This window comes from Paenibacillus sp. 79R4 (assembly GCF_013393165.1).
Lineage (GTDB): Bacteria > Bacillota > Bacilli > Paenibacillales > Paenibacillaceae > Fontibacillus.
On record NZ_QJOT01000003.1, the window covers coordinates 285,323 to 301,384 of the forward strand.

Below are 16,062 nucleotides of genomic sequence, written 5' to 3' on the forward strand. Positions count from 1 at the left end.
CGCACCGCCTGTTTATTTCATTTTTTGCAGCAGCTGAATCCGGTAATCCTCGCTCTCCAGCGCCGCGATAGCATCTACCTCTTCCTCCGTAAGCACGGAAGGCGTCCCCGCAGCCTTGGCGGCCAAATATATTTTGGCGCTCTCTTCAACGACCTGCGTACGGTAGAAAGCTTCGCGCAGATTCCGGCCTGTAGTCACAAGTCCATGATTGCCCAATAAAATCGAGCTGGCCTCGTTTACCTTGGCAGCCACCGCATCCGCTAGCAAGTCCGTCGTTGGAATGACGTAAGGAATGAAGGCGGTACGCCCGACCAATGCCGCTTGATCCGGGAACATAATCGGCAGTTCCTCTGCGATCAATGTAAAAGCAATGCAGTGAGACGGATGCGTATGCACCATTGCTTTAATGTCCGGATTTTGACGATAGCCATACAGATGCATCAGCACCTCAGAGGATGGACGATAGCCGCTGTCGCTGATTTCCCCACTGGGAATATCGACTTCAACCCACTCTTCCGCCCGGATCTCCTCCAGAGCAAAACCGCTTGGCGACAAATACATTTTGTCTCCAGCGCGGGCACTGATATTGCCACCGGGACCTACGACGAGGCCCTGGTTAACAATTTTTTGCGCGTATTTGCACAGTTCGTTGCGAATATCTATGTTTTGCATGGTAGTTCTTTCCCCTTTCCTAGACAAAACCGCTCAAGCTCTGTTCGAAGTCATTTATACAGCGGTCCGAAATTCTTGCAAGCGCGGAAATCAGCGCCCTCGCTCTGCTCCGTACCAAACAGGCCCCATGCCCGCGGACGGAATATCCTCTCCTTCGCTACATTGTGCATGCTTACCGGGATGCGCAGCATGGAAGCAAGCGTGATCAGATCCGCACCGATATGCCCATAGCTGATTGCACCATGGTTCGCTCCCCAATGATCCATCACGTCATAGACGCTGGCGAAGGCACCGTTTCCTGTTAAGATCGGCGCGAACCAGGTGGTTGGCCAGGTTGGATCGGTCCGTTTGTCGAGCGTATCATGCACTTCCTGCGGCAGATCAACCGAATAACCTTCAGCAATTTGCAGTACCGGGCCAAGGCCCTTTACAAGATTGAGGCGAGTCATCGTCATCGGCATCCCGCCGCGGGTCAGATAGTCCGTCGAGAAGCCGCCGCCGCGGAAATACTCTACCGAAGCCGGGCGCCACTGAGCAGCCCCTAACGTGGCTTGCACCTCTTCCCCGGTAATCTCCCAAAATGGCTTCAAGGCTGGCTCGCCGTCAAGCTTCTGCTCGCCAGTACCGTCCAAGGCCGCTGATCCTGAGTTGATCAGATGAAGGATACCATTAGCAGCCTGACCTTCCAGCTTGTAACCGGCAACGCGCTCTACGGAAGCAGGGCTCCAGTACGTTCTTACATCAGCGAAAATCTGCGCGGTATTTGTAAGCAGGTTGCCAAACAGCATGCCAACTCCGTTCAGGCTGTCATTTTCCGTAGCGACGGTAAATGGCGCTCTTCGTCCGTTCCAGTCAAAGGAGGAGTTAAGCATCGTCTCCATAAAGTCACCGTTCGGGAAGTGGTCTGTCCATTGCCGCTGGCCCTGGAAGCCGGATGCAATGGCATGATGGCCGTTCGCTTCCTCGCCGAAGCCAAGCTCAGTCAGGCGCGGATTGCCGATCATTAGATCGCGGGCGATCAGCGTCATTTTTACAACCGTCTCCCACTCCTGATCCTTGCGCTCGCGTGAAGTTTGCAAAAGCTCCGGATTATTGTCAGGGCCCTCGGTGCAGTTCTCCTTCACCCAGGCCAGCGCTAATTTATATTCCTCAGGATCATAGATTTCCTCGTCGATCCTTCTCGTAAATTCACTCATATCGATATATTCATTGCGCATGCCAAGATACTCCTGGAAGAAGCTGTCGTTCACAATCGAACCGGCAATCCCCATTGAGACGGAGCCCATCGATAAATACGCTTTGTCGCGCATCAGTGCCACAGCAAGACCGCTGCGGGCAAAGCGAAGCAGCTTCTCCTGCACGTCATCAGGAATATGATCATCGCCCTCATCCTGGACATCTTCACCGTAAATGCCGAACGCCGGAATTCCTTTTTGCGCATGGGCGGACAATACGGCCGCCAAGTAAACCGCTCCGGGACGTCCCGTACCGTTGAAGCCCCATACCGCCTTCGGCATGCTGGCATCCGTATCCATCGTCTCCGTACCATAGCACCAGCAAGGTGTAACTGTGATCGTCAGACCAACCTCGGATTGCTTGAATTTCTTCGCCGCCGCAGCCGCTTCGGCTACACCGCCGATACAGGTATCGGCAATCACGCATTCAACCGGATCGCCATTCGGGTATCTAAGCTCAGACGTTAACAGCTTGGCGACCGCCTTCGCCAGGTTCATCGTCTGCTCTTCAAGCGATTCCCGTACCCCTCTTCTTCTTCCGTCTATCGTTGGACGAATCCCGATCTTCGGAAAACCGTCTTTCCATCTGTAATCGCTTGCAGTCATACAACATCCTCCTCTAACTTGGTTATGTCTTCATTCTAGTAGGAGGCTGAGGGGGCGATAACCCACTATGCTGTCTTTTGACTGGAGGAGGTGGTCAATATAGTGTACCTGGGGATGGAAGTGTACAACATGGGTGGAGTGAAAGACCATGATGCCATGCCGTTAATACGCAAACCGTTAGGCATTTTCGATCCGCCTCCGGCATTCTACAAAAACGCAAACATATGTTCTTTTATATCAGAATAAAATTGGTATAATAGAGTGGACAATTGAATCTTGGGTGGGCATGGTATCCCTTCTGAACATTTTCTCCGATTCGAGGTAGAGTATTTGGGGAACTGGACAGGAGGTGATTCCATGAAAATAGAAGCTGCGATAACAATTATGATATTATTCGCAACATTTATCGTTGCTCTTTTATCGTATATTGGAAGCAATTTCAAGAAAAAGTAAAAAACCCACCCCAAGGTTAGCGCCAAAGGTGGGTTTTACCCTATAAGCATCAGAAGGGATATCCCCTCCGAGCCAATGGTTAGCCGGGTGTTCTCAGCACTCGGCTTCTTTAATAGTTATGATAACATAATTGGAAAAAGAAGTGAACGATAAGAGCCATTCAATTTAACCCAGTATAAGGGGGGAGCTGCATTGAAGAAACCGATTCCCAGGTCTAGGATGCGTTTAGTCCTTGGAGCATTTTATTTTCGCTGGAGAAGATATTTGAAATGGTATTTAGAACGAAGCAAATTTGCTGCAAAGCAAGAACCGTCTATACTCCCCATAGAAGTGAACAGGCATCAGACACCGCTAATCCGGCAGCTCAAAAACGTAGATATGTGGATGCAGACGAATAAAGTTATCAACCTGAAGCTGGCCCTGCAAAAAGTAAACGGTATCGTCATCCAGCCTGGCGAGACATTTTCTTATTGGAAATTGATTGGCCGTCCTTCACGCAGAAAGGGTTACGTAGAGGGAATGGTCTTGTTCTACGGCAGCTTCCGGTCGGGGATCGGCGGCGGGTTATGTCAGCTCTCCAACCTGATTTACTGGATTACCTTGCATACTCCGCTGGAGGTTACAGAGAGACATCGCCACAGCTACGACGTATTCCCCGATTCAAATTGAAATCAGCCCTTTGGCAGCGGCGCTACCTGCGCTTACAATTATCTCGACCTGCAAATTTACAATCCGACCGATCAACCCTACCAGTTGAATGTCTATTTGACCGATGACCATCTGGTCGGGAGCTGGAACACCACTATGGAAAGTAAATTCAACTATGAAATTTATGAAAAAGAACATAGCATGACACAGCAATCATGGGGTGGTTATATCAGACAAAACCTTATTTTCAGGCGGGTGTTTAATGTAGAAGGCGAGCTCGTGGACGATCAGTATGTGACAGAGAATTATGCATTGATGATGTATCCGCCTTTTTTGAAGCAGGGGAATGCTTAAGAATGCTTAATTGATGAGCAGAATGTGTGTCATAGTGGATGATCCAGGCAGATGGGTGCGGGTTGGGTTAACCCTTTTTCAGATGCTCCGGAATTATGGCATAATGAAGTTAGATTGTTATCGGGAGGGAGCCGTTGTGCCTAAAATCGAAATTCCCCACCAAAAAAGCGATACCTTCCGCTTCAAAAGAGTCCCGGAGCTGCTCTTCGCCGGCAAGGTTGAGGATGAGAGCTTCTTCTACGCGCCACCGCAGATTCATGATTTTTGCGAGATCATCTATATTGTGGAAGGGACCGGAGAGTTCTCGATCGGTGGAAAAAACTATGTGCTACAGCAAGGGGATGTAGCCATCTATAACCCCGGCGTCCCCCATGAGGAGCGTTCTTCGAGCGAGGTGCCATTCAAGGTATTTTATTGCGGTCTGGATAATCTGCATATTGAGGGAGTTCCTTACGGGATGCTGCTCCCCCCTTACGTAGATCCGGTCATTTCCTGTGAGAAGTACGCTTATCGGGTGGAGAGCTATCTGTCGGAAATGCTGCAGGAATGCGACTCGCAGGTTCTGGGCTATGAGACGCTCAGCAATAACCTGTTGATGTCGCTGATTACGTTGATCTATCGCATTGTCGATGTGAAGCATCAGTTCCAGAAGCTGAAGGGCAAGAATGAAATTTCCCTGCGGACCAAGGAATTTATTGATAAAAACTATACTCAAAGCATTACGCTCAAGGATATCGCCGACACGCTTTATGTCAGTCAGCACTACCTGTCCCACCGCTTCAAAAAAGATCTCGGCGACTCCCCCGTCAATTACCTGATTAACCGCAGGATTGAGGAGGCCAGGCGACTGTTGGTGGACAGTGATACGCCGGTTCACGAAATCGCCGCCCGGGTTGGCTACAGTAATGACAAGTATTTCTCGATGCTGTTCAAGAAGGTCACCGGCCAAACGCCATCGGCATTTCGGGAAGAGGAACGAGGAAGGTAAGGTGTGAAGCGAAGAGGTATGGACCGGTGCTTGGACTTGTGGTCGACCGACTGCTGTCAGGCAGATCAGGGCATCGCATGTTAGGAGTTACCCACAGTGCAAAAGATGCGAAATGCGATGGAGGGCACATTATTGGGCAGCAACTGTTGCGGGATGCGATGAATAGCGGACTATGGGCAGTGACTGATGCGGGATGCGATGAGTAGCGGACGGACTATTGAATAGTAATTGGTGGGAAAGTTGATGTGCGCAGGCTAGAGAATAAATTAGCTTCAAAGCTACTGTTGTTGTTAGCATAGATCGACAAAGTAGGTAAGCTGAAAGATTACCGCTAAATTAGCTGCTTAAAACAGTATAAGGCTATAATAATTAATTAGAGAGTGAGAGAGCAATGCGCTTAACCAACTGCCATGCGACAGACACCACACGCTGGGAGCTATGGGTAAACGAAACGGGAACTCGGTGGCAGGCCATCTGAGATTTGTAACGGAAATGAGGTTCGTTATTTAGCAGAAAATAATGCTTTTCCAAAAATAACGGAACTCCGATCCCTTATTTTAGCTTTTTGCGACGAAAACGGAGCATTTGCGGCCAAATAGAGGCTCTCATTTCCGTTAGAAATTCAAAAGCCCGATTTTCCTGCTAATAAGGGCTTATATTTCCGTTAGAGCTAGAGGCGACAAATGATTCCGTACGTTCATCTCGCTTCCCTATCGCTCGCCTATTCACCTATCGATCACCTATTCATCTCTCGCTTACCTATCGCTCATCTCTCATTCACCTCCCGTTCACCTCTCGCGCATAAAAACAGGCTGATTCTCTACAGGATCTACCCGTGGGAAACAGCCTGTTCCTAGTAGCTCACTATTTTGTGCAGCCAAGTCCAGTTACATTTCATAATTCACTACATAGTTTTGCAGCGCTGTATTGTAATAGCCTACGCTGTATTCGATGGTTCTCTCTAACAGATCAAACGAGTAACTAATTAGAAAGTGAGAGAGCAATGCGCTTAACCAACTGCCATGCGACAGACACCACACGCTGGGAGCTACGGGCAAACGAAACGGGAACTTGGTGGCAGGCCATCTGAGATTTGTAACGGAAATGAGGTTCGTTATTTAGCAGAAAATAAGGCTTTTCCAGAAATAACGGAACTCCGATCCCTTATTTTAGCCTTTTGCGACGAAAACGGAGCATTTGCGGCCAAATAGAGGCTCTCATTTCCGTTAGAAATTCAAAAGCCCGATTTCCCTGCTAATAAGGGCTTATATTTCCGTTAGACTAGAGGCGACAAATGATTCCGTACGTTCATCTCTCGCTTCCCTATCGCTCACCTATTCACCTATCTCTTACCTATCGCTCATCTCTCATTCACCTCCCGTTCACCTCTCGCCCCTCTCTCCCGCATATAAAAACAGGCTGCTTCTCTACAGGATCTACCCGCGGGAAACAGCCTGTTCCTGGTAGCTCACTATTTTGTGCAGCCAAGTCCAGTTACATTTCATAATTCACTACATAGTTTTGCAGCGCTGTATTGTAATAGCCTACGCTGTATTCGATGGTTCTCTCTATCGAATCACACGAGTAACGCAGCCGCTTCAAGGCAGGGGTTCCAGCCGTAAGCTGCAAGGCTTGCAACACCGGCTCCGGCGGTACAGCAACTCCAAACTCATCGCGAAGCTTGTCCAGAGACAACTCTCGTTCCTCCAGCAGCTCGTACAAAGACTGAGCATTGAGATCCTCCAGACTGATCGGGCCCGCCTCCAAAGTTAAGTAATGCGTATAGTGGATATAAGGGCTGCCGTTCAAATAATAGATTCGCTCAAGACATAGGCACTGCTCACCGAACAGACGAAAGGACTCGCTATCCGCCGTATTTTGGATGATCTCGGCGCGGAGCCATTTTTTCTCGATACGATGTCCCTGCTCTACCAGAATCTCCGTAAAATGCTTCCACTTGGACAGCTTGGACGCGGCCCTGTTGCGGATCACCTTGGTTCCCCGCCCGCTGCCCTTCTCGACATAACCTTCCTGGGCCAGCTCCTGGATCGCATTGCGGACCGTAATTTTGCTGACGGCAAACTCCTGCTCCAGCTGCGGTTCAGAGGGGATATTCTCCCCTAAAGGATACACACCGTGCAGAATCCGTTCCTTGATTATATTTTTAATTTGCAAATAGAGTGGTTTATCTTTACGGGATAAGCTCACTTGTCGTTCAACTACCTTTCTACGTCACCTGCAGATGCCGTCATTGCCCGGAGCACCTCCGGCTCGGAAGCCATCGGCGTATCCCCGGATACCGTATGAGCCAGCATCGCTGCGGCTGCGGCAAACCTAACGGTCTTCTCCGCCGCGAAGCCCTCCAGCTCGCCATGGATGATTCCACTGGCATAGGCATCTCCCGCCCCTATTCTATCATAGACGGAAAAAGTCAGCATATCCGAATAAGTAAATTGACCTTCGCGCAAAAGAAATCCCCGCAAGGAATGCTCATTACTGCTATGAATGGATCGATGAGTTCCGGCAATCACAGAGATTTGATAACGCTCCGACACCTGCGGCAGCAGCTCCTCAAGCTGATCTTCACGTCGTTCCTGAGCTGTACTCATCCCAAGCGTATAGAGGGCGTCCTGCTCGTTCATCATCACGATGTCCGACAGCTTGAGCATTTCCTCGTAATGCGGCTTGGCCTGAACGTACCCGTTATCTCCCCACAGGGAAGGCCTGTAATTGCAGTCAAAAATCACTGTCCCGCCGCGCTGCTTGACCGCTCTAGCCAGAGCTTTCATATGCTGCCGCACACCGTCATTCATCGCAAGAGCGATGCCGCAAAAATGCAGCGCATCCAGCTCCGCAGCCAATGCCTCATAATCATAAGCATCCTGTGGTGCTGTATTGAAGCTGCTCTCCAGCCGATTCGTATACGTCACCCGGCTTGGCCTGACGCCGAATCCATTTTCAAGGAAGTAGAGGCCCATGTATTTTCCATGACGTTGAACGAGGGAAGTATCAATCCACAGCTTGCGCAAGTACGCCGCGGCTGCGTCTCCAAGCGCATTCTCCGGCAGTCTTGTAATCAGCTTCCCCTGATGCCCGTAGCGGGCCAACGCGGATACCACATTGACTCCGGTCCCGGAAAAAGAATAGTTGAGTGTATTTCCCTGCGACAGCAAATCATATCCCGGCACTTGAAGCCGCATCATCACTTCGCCAAAGGCAGCGATCCGCTTAGGCATATTGATCCGCCAGCCTCTTCATAATCGCGGTCAACTCGCGAACTTGCCCGATATTGGTGTTACCTGTGTCTTTATCGATAATCGATGAGTACACATGCGGGATGACCTGCTTAACTCCGGCTTCCAAAGCAATCGACAAAATCGGCTCAAAGTTGTCCATATCAATGCCGCCTGTTGGCTCCAGTGCGAAACCCTCTTCAGCACAGGCCGCAGCCACAGCACGATACTCTTCCTCACGACTTAGGCCTTGCATCGGGAAGTATTTCAGCGCGTTCCCCCCCATGTCCCTGACTAAAGCGATCGCCGCTTTCACTGGTACAATCGCCTGGTCAGTTGCGGCCGCACTGATCGGTCCCGTGGATATATTAACGAAGCCTGGCTGTCCGCAAGGGGAGACGAGGCTGTTGATCCAGCTGTCCTTATCTCCAAGATTGGCGCGCGTTGCACCCACTGCCGGAAACACCTGGTTGATATGGCTGCCGGGGTAAAACTTCGCTATTTTCGCTACGACAGCTGCCTGACGGTTATCCCCGGCTCCCAGACCGATTGATACCGCTTCTTCAATCTCACTGCCGTATTGTTTCATCGCTTCAACGGCGTCTTCAACTGAGGAATAGTTCTTGGAGAGAACGCCGACGAGCACATAACCTTCCGCAGCCGCAAAAATTTCCTTCGCATTTGCAATATCCTTTGCCAGTACGTTCAGGGCCACTCGCCCTCTATAGAAACGTTTATCAATTAGAGCCATCTTATTTACCTCCTGCTAATTCGCGGATTCTGGATTCAATAACGTGGATGTCGTCCCCTAACAGCGGGCGCGGATCGATATCAAAATACCCTTGTCTTACCCCATAATCCCGCGTATATACAGCAATATCTCCATCCATGAGACCTGCTACTACCTCCTTGGCTGTTACGCCAGCTTGCTGCGGATCAATTTGAACTCTAGCCCGGAAAATAGCCCGTCCCGCCTCATCCTGTACGACTGACACTTGCACACCGGCCAGTTCGTTCAGGGGCATTAAAACCTGCAAGGTTTCTTTTTCCTGCTCGCTGCGATCTTCCTTCACCATATATTCATCCAGCGCCTGCAGCAGGCCAAAGGATGTCTCCTTTCCAACCTTCATGCTGCGACCGATGCCTGACAATTGCGCCTTCACCCATTCGATATAGGTACGTCTGCCCGCAACGATGCCTGAGGTCGGACCCTCGATCGCTTTGGAGCCGCTGTAAATAGCCAGATCGGAGCATTTTACGTATTTCTGCAAATCCTCCTCAGCTGCCGCATCCACAATAAGCGGAACTCCATTGCGCTGCGCCACCGCCCACGCTTCCTCGACCGAGATCATGTTCTTCTGTACAGCATGGTGCGATTTTACATATAAAATAGCTGCCGTTTTCTCGGAGATGGCGTCCTCAATATGCTCGGCACGGCCTTCATTGGCGTAACCGACCTCAACCAGCTTGCCCCCGCCCAGATAGACCATCGTTTCCACCGGAGCGCCGTATTGTACGTTATGGCCTTTGAGGATAATGATCTCATTCTGATAGATCGGGTCCTGATGCAGTCGCTCGCTCTGACGGCGCTCTCCCTTGGTGACAATCCCGGCAACAGAGAGCGCAATCCCGCTGGACGCAGAATTGACAACAACGGCCGCTTCCGAGCCTAGAATCGCGGCAATGCGATCCCCGGCTTTATCAACCAGGTCAGCGATTTCCACATAGCTCTGCCCGCCCTGCCTCATCGCCTCCATCACAGTATCGCTTGGCGCAGATACGCCAAGAATGCTCATGCGTCCGCTGGCATTGATAACGCGCTTAAGCCCGTACTTCGCATTTAATGAATGTCCCATTCGTATACACTCCTTTGGCTTTGATGAACTGGTTCGTCGTCCGCTGCTCTCCTTCCGAATCGGTCAGTATGGCGGATTCCTGCTCCAGACTAAATAGCGTTAAGTTGGCGGCATCTCCGATGCGAATGCGTCCAAGATCCGGTCTTCCCAGCCATTCGGCGGCATTCGTTGTAACAGCCGCGATAATCTGCTCAAGCGGATAGCCAAGCAGCAAAAATTTGGACAGCACATTGGCCATGCTGTACACCGGACCGTTCAACCGGTTGCCGCGGTAGATGTCCGTGCTGATCGTATTTGGCGCAATCCCAAATTGTTTGGCCGCTTCAGCCACCTTGAATGAGAAGCTGGCCGTTCCATGGCCCACATCCAGATGGACACCCCGGGCTATCGCGTCCACCAGCACCTGGAGCGGCTGTCCCTGCTCATCGAACAGATTATTCTTTTTGCCATTTAAATAGTGCGTAATAATATCTTTTCGCTCTAATAATGGAATTACCTCCGTAATGTCCGGAGGAGCCGAGCCGATATGTACCATTAACGGCAATTCGGTCTCGCTGGATAGTCTTCGCGCCGTTTGCAGCGGCTTAATCCCGTTTCCGCCGACCACGCTGCTGCTGATCCGCGCCTTCAGGCCAACGATTACATCGCAGAGCGTATCAACCGAAGCAAGCACCTTGCCGCGGTCAATCCATTCGAGATTGGAGAGCTCATCAACCCTTTTTAGGCCGATCCGTGAAATGTTCAGGAATGCGAACAGATTGGTCATCGCCTCCTGACTACTCCGGGCCAGATCAACGATCCGGTCCGCGCCGCAGCTACCGGCATCGACAATCGTTGTAACGCCCTGCTTCACACCGATCTCATCGATCTCGTCACCATAGGGGTCGAACTCCGGAAAAGCATGCACATGCATATCAATCCAGCCGCTGGAGACGTAGTCCCCTTGGCCATCGTATACGGTGATGCCGTCTACGGATAGACTCGGACTCGGCACTCCCAGTCTATCGGAAGCGGTAACGCCGTTATCCGGTTGACTCGGTGTTTGGATTCCCTGGCCGACCGGAGTAATTCCTACAATTCTGCCATCCTCAATCACGATATCGATTTCCTCTCCATCCACGTGTTTGACGTTGTGGAGAATAAATCTATCATCCATTCTTCTCACCACATTTCGTATATAAGGTAGTTCAAAAAGTCCACTTTTGATCATGTGGTAACACTGAAAAGCTTATTCGACATCGAATCTTGAATTCACCCGAGCCCTCCGGTGCTCATGTACCCATTATGTACGTTCCGCTCCTTAGTCCCTAGCTTCATCCAACCCTCTCAGTGCTGAAAACTGTGCTTTTTGAACCCTCAACATAACATTATAATGTTTAAGATAACACGGAATGAGCGATTAGTAAATATAACGTTATAATGTTTTTGGGTGAATGTTTTGAAGTACTTTTTTTTAGGAACACGAAGGTGAACATTAAAAGAAGGGGCCTCCTCTAAAAGACAATGGCTGTTGATGTTGAGCAGAATAGATCACTAACTTCTAATGAAACTACCGATCGCTATTTCAGCAAAAACAGTCGCAATTTAACTTTAACGAAACACCATATCGTTATTTTGGAGAAATGAGTCCTTCAAATTACTTATGTAAACCAATAACGTTACCGTGTTTCGTTACAATTTTTATAGGCTTATATCGACCCTAATAGCGATACCACGTTTCGTTAGAAAATGAAGCTCCGGGCAGTTAAGAATCTCAGTAGCAGAACCGGTGAGAAAATTTCGAAAAAAGTATGACGATGACTGTGTCCCCTTTGAACCAGGCATACTAATTTAGAGGGAGTTTTGGTCAAGTACGCAAGAAAGGGGACATCTGGTCATGCCCAAATCGAAGAATGGCTTCCGGGGTTGGGGAAGAGCAGTATTGTGGATCTGTTTGTTTGGTATTTTGCTGGCTTGCTGCTATGTAATGTTCATGTTAATAAAATAAAGCAACAAAGAAATCGCCCTCCGATCGCAGGACCGAACGGGCGATTTCTTAATCTGGTATTCAATTGATTCAGTCCTCTCCGGTGGCTGTAACTGATGAGGGGTTATAAGTTATATCCGCCACTATTGGGCTTGGTTGGATTCGAGATAATGCCCAAAGTAGCCAGAAGACCAAGGATAACATCCGTAATGGCCAAAATATCCTGCTTCATCACTTCGGTTAAGTCAAACAGTCCCGTCAGATGTCCCAGAAGCTGAATAAGGAGCAGCACTTGGGATACAATACTCACCCATAACGCGTAGTTGCGCCATCTTTTTTTGATCATATTATTGACCTCCCTGCTCGATCCGTTTCAGTCTTTCATCCAGATCACTAATCCTTGCCGAGCTGCCGGCAATCAGCTTGAGAAAGTTCGCTCTTAGTCTATTGATCACGATTGCTGTCTCTTCTCTCGTTATCGCCGCTCCGGGTCTCGTTCCATCGAAATAACCATTCGCCTTGGCTTCTGCCCAGTCTTTTGCAGCCCAATCACTGACTTGATTCACATCGCGTTCGCCCACTTTCGGCTCCTCCTTTTTAGAACCGTATTTATTTCTCAATTCGGCCTCGGTACCATCAAATTCATTCAAATCCACCTGTCCGTTAATTCCGCCCACGATTCTCGAACCATTCGGCAATGTACCTCCACTTTGGCCATCGCTATATTGCCAGAACGTCCAGCGAGTCCAACCGGATGCGTCAACAGGCGCCTGAGTGCTGTATCGTGCAATCCAAAGCGGGTATTGGCTTAGGCCACTGAAATTGCCAATGAACGCCGGATAGGTGTAGAGCATCGGAGTAACTCCGGTCAATCGCCCGATTTCATTGAGAAAAGCCTTTGCAACTGCAGTAGCTCCCGCCACGCTTAAACTACCGGATTTCGATTCGTAATCAAGTACTGGAGGAAGATCGAGTTTTACTCCCGCCGACTGAATCGCATTGTAGAACATTTGCGCTGCCGATTTTGCCGCAGCTTCTGTCATCACGGAATTGTCCAGGTAATGATAGGCACCAATCATCAATCCTGCGGCTTTTGCTCCTTGGGCGTTTTCGATAAACTTTTCATCCACACCGTTTTGGGTAGCCTTAATAAAAGCGAATGATATTCCACTCGCCGCTACCTTCGTCCAATCGATCTTGCCTTGCCAGTGGGAGACGTCGATACCTTGGGCGTTGCCTTGTTTTCTTGTCTGCATCGCTATCACTTCCTTTACTGTAAAATATGCTAGGTTGGTGGTAATCGGCTTGTACTCACGCCCCGCCCTGCAATTTAATCACTGTTAAAATAGCTCCGACGACAATCGTAATGATCGACGCCGCAATGGTGCGCCAGAGCCACTTCTGGGCATCTTCAATCTTGTCCAGCCGATGGTGAGCCGACCGCGCCGAGGATAACGCCTCTACCGCCGTCTCATTAGCCGCAATCGCCCGATCCAGCTTATCGTCCATATTGTCTACCTTCGTCTCCACTCTCGTAATCCGCTGAAGCACCTCAGTTTGCACCCCGTCCATCCCCCTTTCCCCCTTTCAAAAGAAATGCCCCCGGGTGGGCGGGGGCATAAAGAAAAGCACCCCATTTAGAGGTGCCTCCTTTAAAAACTATTTATTATTCTGCACGGAAAAGAAATTGATACTGTTCCATTGCATAATAAGTCGAATCAATTACTATATAAGCTGTAGCTCCTTCAGGGACATAAACACGATATAAATGCGTGCCACTTCCAGGATTTGGGGTTGTCCCATAGAAAACACTCGACTCTTTACCATCTGCATATTTGATCTGCATTCCTACTCTAAAAATACACTGGTTTCCACTAGGCATAACAAATGCGGAAACCAATTTACCAGCCCCAGTATTGTTAGTCCATTTAAACCAGTCTTGGTCCTGAGCATTTGATAAGTACAATGTATGATCCTGAGACATAGAAAGTAGAGAAATTGCACTATCTTTTGTGTCCCCTATACCTGCTGCTTGTGGTTGCACATCAGCAGCAAAAACAGATGATGACATTGTTAGTACCATCACACAAGCAAAAAGAACCGCTAAAACCTTTTTGAGTTTCATGGTCTTCCACCCTTCAGGATTTTTAGAATCGGCCGATTCGACTCTATTATACACAGATCTCCTAAATGTTGTAAATTAATTACTCTATTTAGTTGATTTTTTGACATAAAAACAGCACGCTCCATGTGGGCGTGCTTTAAGCTGATGTTCCGTTAACGACTTCCGCTACTACTGTCTTAAGATTATATAGTGCTGGCACTTGTTCAATCTTATATGTTCCTACCATGACCAGGCTGACCCACACCTTAACCAATCCGCTGTTCTTATCAAAATTCATTGCGATTCACCTCCTCCCATGGCGACCATCATAGCTAACTCGGCTATGGCTTGTTCCAGCGCCGTAATTCTGTCCTGCTCAGCTTTGATCGGCTGGCTGGCGATTTCATTGTACTCTTCTAACGTGATTTCACTTGCACCGTCTGGCAACTCCGTGATTTCTTCGGTTGTGCCTACATACGCCACATCACCGTCAATGTAAGCTGATGTGAGTTTGTTAATATCCAGTCCGCCGTACAGGTAGCGGGTAGCGCCGCCTTCTTGCACAAAAACATTCTTGGTTAATTTTAGGTACATATCAGACCGCTCCTTAAAATTCGTTTGTTCTGAATTTCAGACAGTAAATAAATTTGTAAAGGTTGTATCGCAAATAGTTCCAATCCTTTGACGTAGCCCTGCTTTCCTTTTGTATAGCCCCGTCAGTTCTCACGAACGACGTGTAGGCGTTGCTTGATGCGTTGCCGTAGTCATCTATAGCAAGAAACACATTCTTCCGTTCGTCCCACGCGGCAGACATGCTATATTGGGAACTGGTACTAAGAAGTGTTGTGGTTAACAACGCACCGTTTTTTGCGTCATATAGCCTAATTTGGTGTTGATAGCTGTTGCTGTTGTCTCTGCTCTCTTTGCTCAACACAGCTAGAATATCATCATTGGTGGATACATCATCCCATATGTTTGTAGTGGCGGTTTTGGCGGCTTTCCACACCAAAACGCCCGATGTTGTGTATTTTTCTATTACGTCCCCAAACACTGCAAAAAAGTGTTTGCCATTTGGAGTTAATACGATTTTGGCATATGAAAAGTCCACGAGCGATGTATACAGTGGAATCATGTTCTTGTTCACAATACACGCTTTACTGTCGATCTTGAACAGCACGTTTTTGTTTTTGTCAAGCGTCGCGTTGATATCCACGTACTTTTCAGATTTTTCAATGTAGTCAAGTATGAGCTGAATCCAATCAGACATATCCTGCATGGCGTCTTCTATTCCCGTTTTGATTTGTCTGATGTTCTCCGCCAACGTCGGAAAAGTATCGTTGGGAGATGCAGTGCCTTTTTTGTCAATAATAGCCCCAACGATTAGCTCTTTGCCCTTATTGACATTTGTAAAAAGCTCATTGATTGCCTTTACAACGTTACTCTTATCCGTTGTTTGCAAGGTTGAGAGATTACCTATCGCATTATCAACTGTGCTTTTGACCGCAATGTCATCCGCTGCTGAAGGTGCGGTAACCTTAGCGCGTCCAGCACTGTCCTTAATAACAAGGCGACTGGTAGCCGTTGAATCTAGCTCTTGCAAGGTGATTCCCTTTGCCATATGTGTTCAGCTCCTTTCTTATGGAGTAGCGATCATTAGGGTTAATTCTGCGATGGCCTGCTCTAGTACCTCTACTTTCTCAGCCAAAGTAATCTCTTGAATTGGAGGATCAGACAGGACTTCATAGTTGTAAAAAGGTTCTCTTGTTTCGATCCGTGCCATTAATACCGGATAAAATCCTTCTATCGACTCAGCAACAGGAATATCATCAACAAATATTCCCGTATCTTCCATCTGTTCTTCATAAGGGTTAATAATGATTGCTTTTACTCTACCAACACCATTTTCAATGTTAGAAAATGTAATGTATTTCATATATATCACCACTC

18 protein-coding genes and 1 pseudogene are annotated in these 16,062 nt (G+C 48.6%); 4 read left to right on the top strand and 15 right to left on the bottom strand.

What is annotated here, in order from left to right; all coding sequences use genetic code 11:
• Window positions 1-12: 12 nt before the first annotated feature.
• Window positions 13-672, bottom strand: coding sequence for a class II aldolase/adducin family protein (locus DMN77_RS05255; protein ID WP_068782221.1), 660 nt, complete (start codon window positions 670-672; stop codon window positions 13-15).
• 50 nt (window positions 673-722) lie between these two features.
• Window positions 723-2,513, bottom strand: coding sequence for an L-fucose isomerase (locus DMN77_RS05260; protein ID WP_068782222.1), 1,791 nt, complete (start codon window positions 2,511-2,513; stop codon window positions 723-725).
• Between the two features lie 357 nt (window positions 2,514-2,870).
• On the opposite strand from DMN77_RS05260, the gene DMN77_RS23770 reads away from it, so the two are divergent.
• From DMN77_RS23770 to DMN77_RS05275, 4 genes and pseudogenes are all read left to right on the top strand, one after another.
• On the top strand, window positions 2,871-2,966 hold the full coding sequence (locus DMN77_RS23770) for a putative holin-like toxin (RefSeq protein ID WP_372775412.1): 96 nt from the start codon (window positions 2,871-2,873) through the stop codon (window positions 2,964-2,966).
• Window positions 2,967-3,185: 219 nt separating this feature from the next.
• Window positions 3,186-3,968, top strand: a pseudogene (locus tag DMN77_RS05265) (VanW family protein).
• A 136-nt stretch (window positions 3,969-4,104) separates the two neighbouring features.
• Window positions 4,105-4,956, top strand: a complete 852-nt coding sequence (locus DMN77_RS05270) for an AraC family transcriptional regulator (RefSeq protein ID WP_068782548.1) — start codon at window positions 4,105-4,107, stop codon at window positions 4,954-4,956.
• A 26-nt stretch (window positions 4,957-4,982) separates the two neighbouring features.
• Window positions 4,983-5,162 (top strand): hypothetical protein, encoded by a 180-nt coding sequence (locus tag DMN77_RS05275; protein ID WP_179013845.1) that lies wholly within the window; start codon window positions 4,983-4,985, stop codon window positions 5,160-5,162.
• A gap of 1,288 nt (window positions 5,163-6,450) precedes the next feature.
• On the opposite strand, the gene DMN77_RS05280 is transcribed toward DMN77_RS05275, so the two are convergent.
• The 13 genes from DMN77_RS05280 to DMN77_RS05340 form a co-directional block, all read right to left on the bottom strand.
• Window positions 6,451-7,164, bottom strand: a complete 714-nt coding sequence (locus DMN77_RS05280) for a GntR family transcriptional regulator (protein ID WP_179013847.1) — start codon at window positions 7,162-7,164, stop codon at window positions 6,451-6,453.
• 11 nt (window positions 7,165-7,175) lie between these two features.
• Complete coding sequence (locus DMN77_RS05285) at window positions 7,176-8,192, bottom strand: sugar kinase (RefSeq protein WP_179013849.1); 1,017 nt, start codon at window positions 8,190-8,192, stop codon at window positions 7,176-7,178.
• The gene (gene dagF / locus DMN77_RS05290) at window positions 8,185-8,940 is read right to left on the bottom strand and encodes a 2-dehydro-3-deoxy-phosphogluconate aldolase (protein WP_179013850.1); all 756 of its coding nucleotides are present in this window, start codon (window positions 8,938-8,940) and stop codon (window positions 8,185-8,187) included. The genes DMN77_RS05285 and dagF overlap by 8 nt, the downstream gene beginning before the upstream one ends.
• Window position 8,941: 1 nt before the next feature.
• Entirely contained in the window at window positions 8,942-10,045 is a 1,104-nt protein-coding gene (locus DMN77_RS05295; protein ID WP_179013852.1) for a DgaE family pyridoxal phosphate-dependent ammonia lyase, read from the bottom strand.
• Entirely contained in the window at window positions 10,011-11,201 is a 1,191-nt protein-coding gene (locus DMN77_RS05300; protein WP_179013853.1) for an amidohydrolase/deacetylase family metallohydrolase, read from the bottom strand. The genes DMN77_RS05295 and DMN77_RS05300 overlap by 35 nt, the downstream gene beginning before the upstream one ends.
• Window positions 11,202-12,135: 934 nt before the next feature.
• Complete coding sequence (locus DMN77_RS05305; RefSeq protein WP_068782230.1) at window positions 12,136-12,357, bottom strand: phage holin; 222 nt, start codon at window positions 12,355-12,357, stop codon at window positions 12,136-12,138.
• A gap of 1 nt (window position 12,358) precedes the next feature.
• The gene (locus DMN77_RS05310; protein WP_179013855.1) at window positions 12,359-13,267 is read right to left on the bottom strand and encodes a glycoside hydrolase family 25 protein; all 909 of its coding nucleotides are present in this window, start codon (window positions 13,265-13,267) and stop codon (window positions 12,359-12,361) included.
• A gap of 55 nt (window positions 13,268-13,322) precedes the next feature.
• Window positions 13,323-13,583 carry a hemolysin XhlA family protein gene (locus DMN77_RS05315; protein ID WP_068782232.1) on the bottom strand — a complete coding sequence of 87 codons (261 nt, stop codon included), beginning with the start codon at window positions 13,581-13,583 and terminating at the stop codon, window positions 13,323-13,325.
• Window positions 13,584-13,677: 94 nt separating this feature from the next.
• Window positions 13,678-14,136 carry a hypothetical protein gene (locus DMN77_RS05320; protein WP_179013856.1) on the bottom strand — a complete coding sequence of 153 codons (459 nt, stop codon included), beginning with the start codon at window positions 14,134-14,136 and terminating at the stop codon, window positions 13,678-13,680.
• A gap of 136 nt (window positions 14,137-14,272) precedes the next feature.
• The gene (locus DMN77_RS05325; protein ID WP_179013858.1) at window positions 14,273-14,413 is read right to left on the bottom strand and encodes a hypothetical protein; all 141 of its coding nucleotides are present in this window, start codon (window positions 14,411-14,413) and stop codon (window positions 14,273-14,275) included.
• Complete coding sequence (locus tag DMN77_RS05330) at window positions 14,410-14,709, bottom strand: hypothetical protein (protein ID WP_179013859.1); 300 nt, start codon at window positions 14,707-14,709, stop codon at window positions 14,410-14,412. Before DMN77_RS05330 ends, DMN77_RS05325 begins: the two co-directional genes overlap by 4 nt.
• Before the next feature lie 13 nt (window positions 14,710-14,722).
• Window positions 14,723-15,733 carry a hypothetical protein gene (locus tag DMN77_RS05335; RefSeq protein WP_179013861.1) on the bottom strand — a complete coding sequence of 337 codons (1,011 nt, stop codon included), beginning with the start codon at window positions 15,731-15,733 and terminating at the stop codon, window positions 14,723-14,725.
• An 18-nt stretch (window positions 15,734-15,751) separates the two neighbouring features.
• Window positions 15,752-16,048 carry a hypothetical protein gene (locus tag DMN77_RS05340; RefSeq protein ID WP_179013863.1) on the bottom strand — a complete coding sequence of 99 codons (297 nt, stop codon included), beginning with the start codon at window positions 16,046-16,048 and terminating at the stop codon, window positions 15,752-15,754.
• Between the last annotated feature and the right edge of the window lie 14 nt (window positions 16,049-16,062).

Coding starts and splice junctions, on each gene's coding strand:
- DMN77_RS05255 (WP_068782221.1), bottom strand. CDS start 672: ATGCAAAACATAGATATTCGCAACGAACTGTGCAAATACGCGCAAAAA.
- DMN77_RS05260 (WP_068782222.1), bottom strand. CDS start 2,513: ATGACTGCAAGCGATTACAGATGGAAAGACGGTTTTCCGAAGATCGGG.
- DMN77_RS23770 (WP_372775412.1), top strand. CDS start 2,871: ATGAAAATAGAAGCTGCGATAACAATTATGATATTATTCGCAACATTT.
- DMN77_RS05285 (WP_179013849.1), bottom strand. CDS start 8,192: ATGCCTAAGCGGATCGCTGCCTTTGGCGAAGTGATGATGCGGCTTCAA.
- dagF (WP_179013850.1), bottom strand. CDS start 8,940: ATGGCTCTAATTGATAAACGTTTCTATAGAGGGCGAGTGGCCCTGAAC.
- DMN77_RS05295 (WP_179013852.1), bottom strand. CDS start 10,045: ATGGGACATTCATTAAATGCGAAGTACGGGCTTAAGCGCGTTATCAAT.
- DMN77_RS05300 (WP_179013853.1), bottom strand. CDS start 11,201: ATGGATGATAGATTTATTCTCCACAACGTCAAACACGTGGATGGAGAG.
- DMN77_RS05305 (WP_068782230.1), bottom strand. CDS start 12,357: ATGATCAAAAAAAGATGGCGCAACTACGCGTTATGGGTGAGTATTGTA.
- DMN77_RS05310 (WP_179013855.1), bottom strand. CDS start 13,267: ATGCAGACAAGAAAACAAGGCAACGCCCAAGGTATCGACGTCTCCCAC.
- DMN77_RS05315 (WP_068782232.1), bottom strand. CDS start 13,583: ATGGACGGGGTGCAAACTGAGGTGCTTCAGCGGATTACGAGAGTGGAG.
- DMN77_RS05320 (WP_179013856.1), bottom strand. CDS start 14,136: ATGAAACTCAAAAAGGTTTTAGCGGTTCTTTTTGCTTGTGTGATGGTA.
- DMN77_RS05325 (WP_179013858.1), bottom strand. CDS start 14,413: ATGAATTTTGATAAGAACAGCGGATTGGTTAAGGTGTGGGTCAGCCTG.
- DMN77_RS05330 (WP_179013859.1), bottom strand. CDS start 14,709: ATGTACCTAAAATTAACCAAGAATGTTTTTGTGCAAGAAGGCGGCGCT.
- DMN77_RS05335 (WP_179013861.1), bottom strand. CDS start 15,733: ATGGCAAAGGGAATCACCTTGCAAGAGCTAGATTCAACGGCTACCAGT.
- DMN77_RS05340 (WP_179013863.1), bottom strand. CDS start 16,048: ATGAAATACATTACATTTTCTAACATTGAAAATGGTGTTGGTAGAGTA.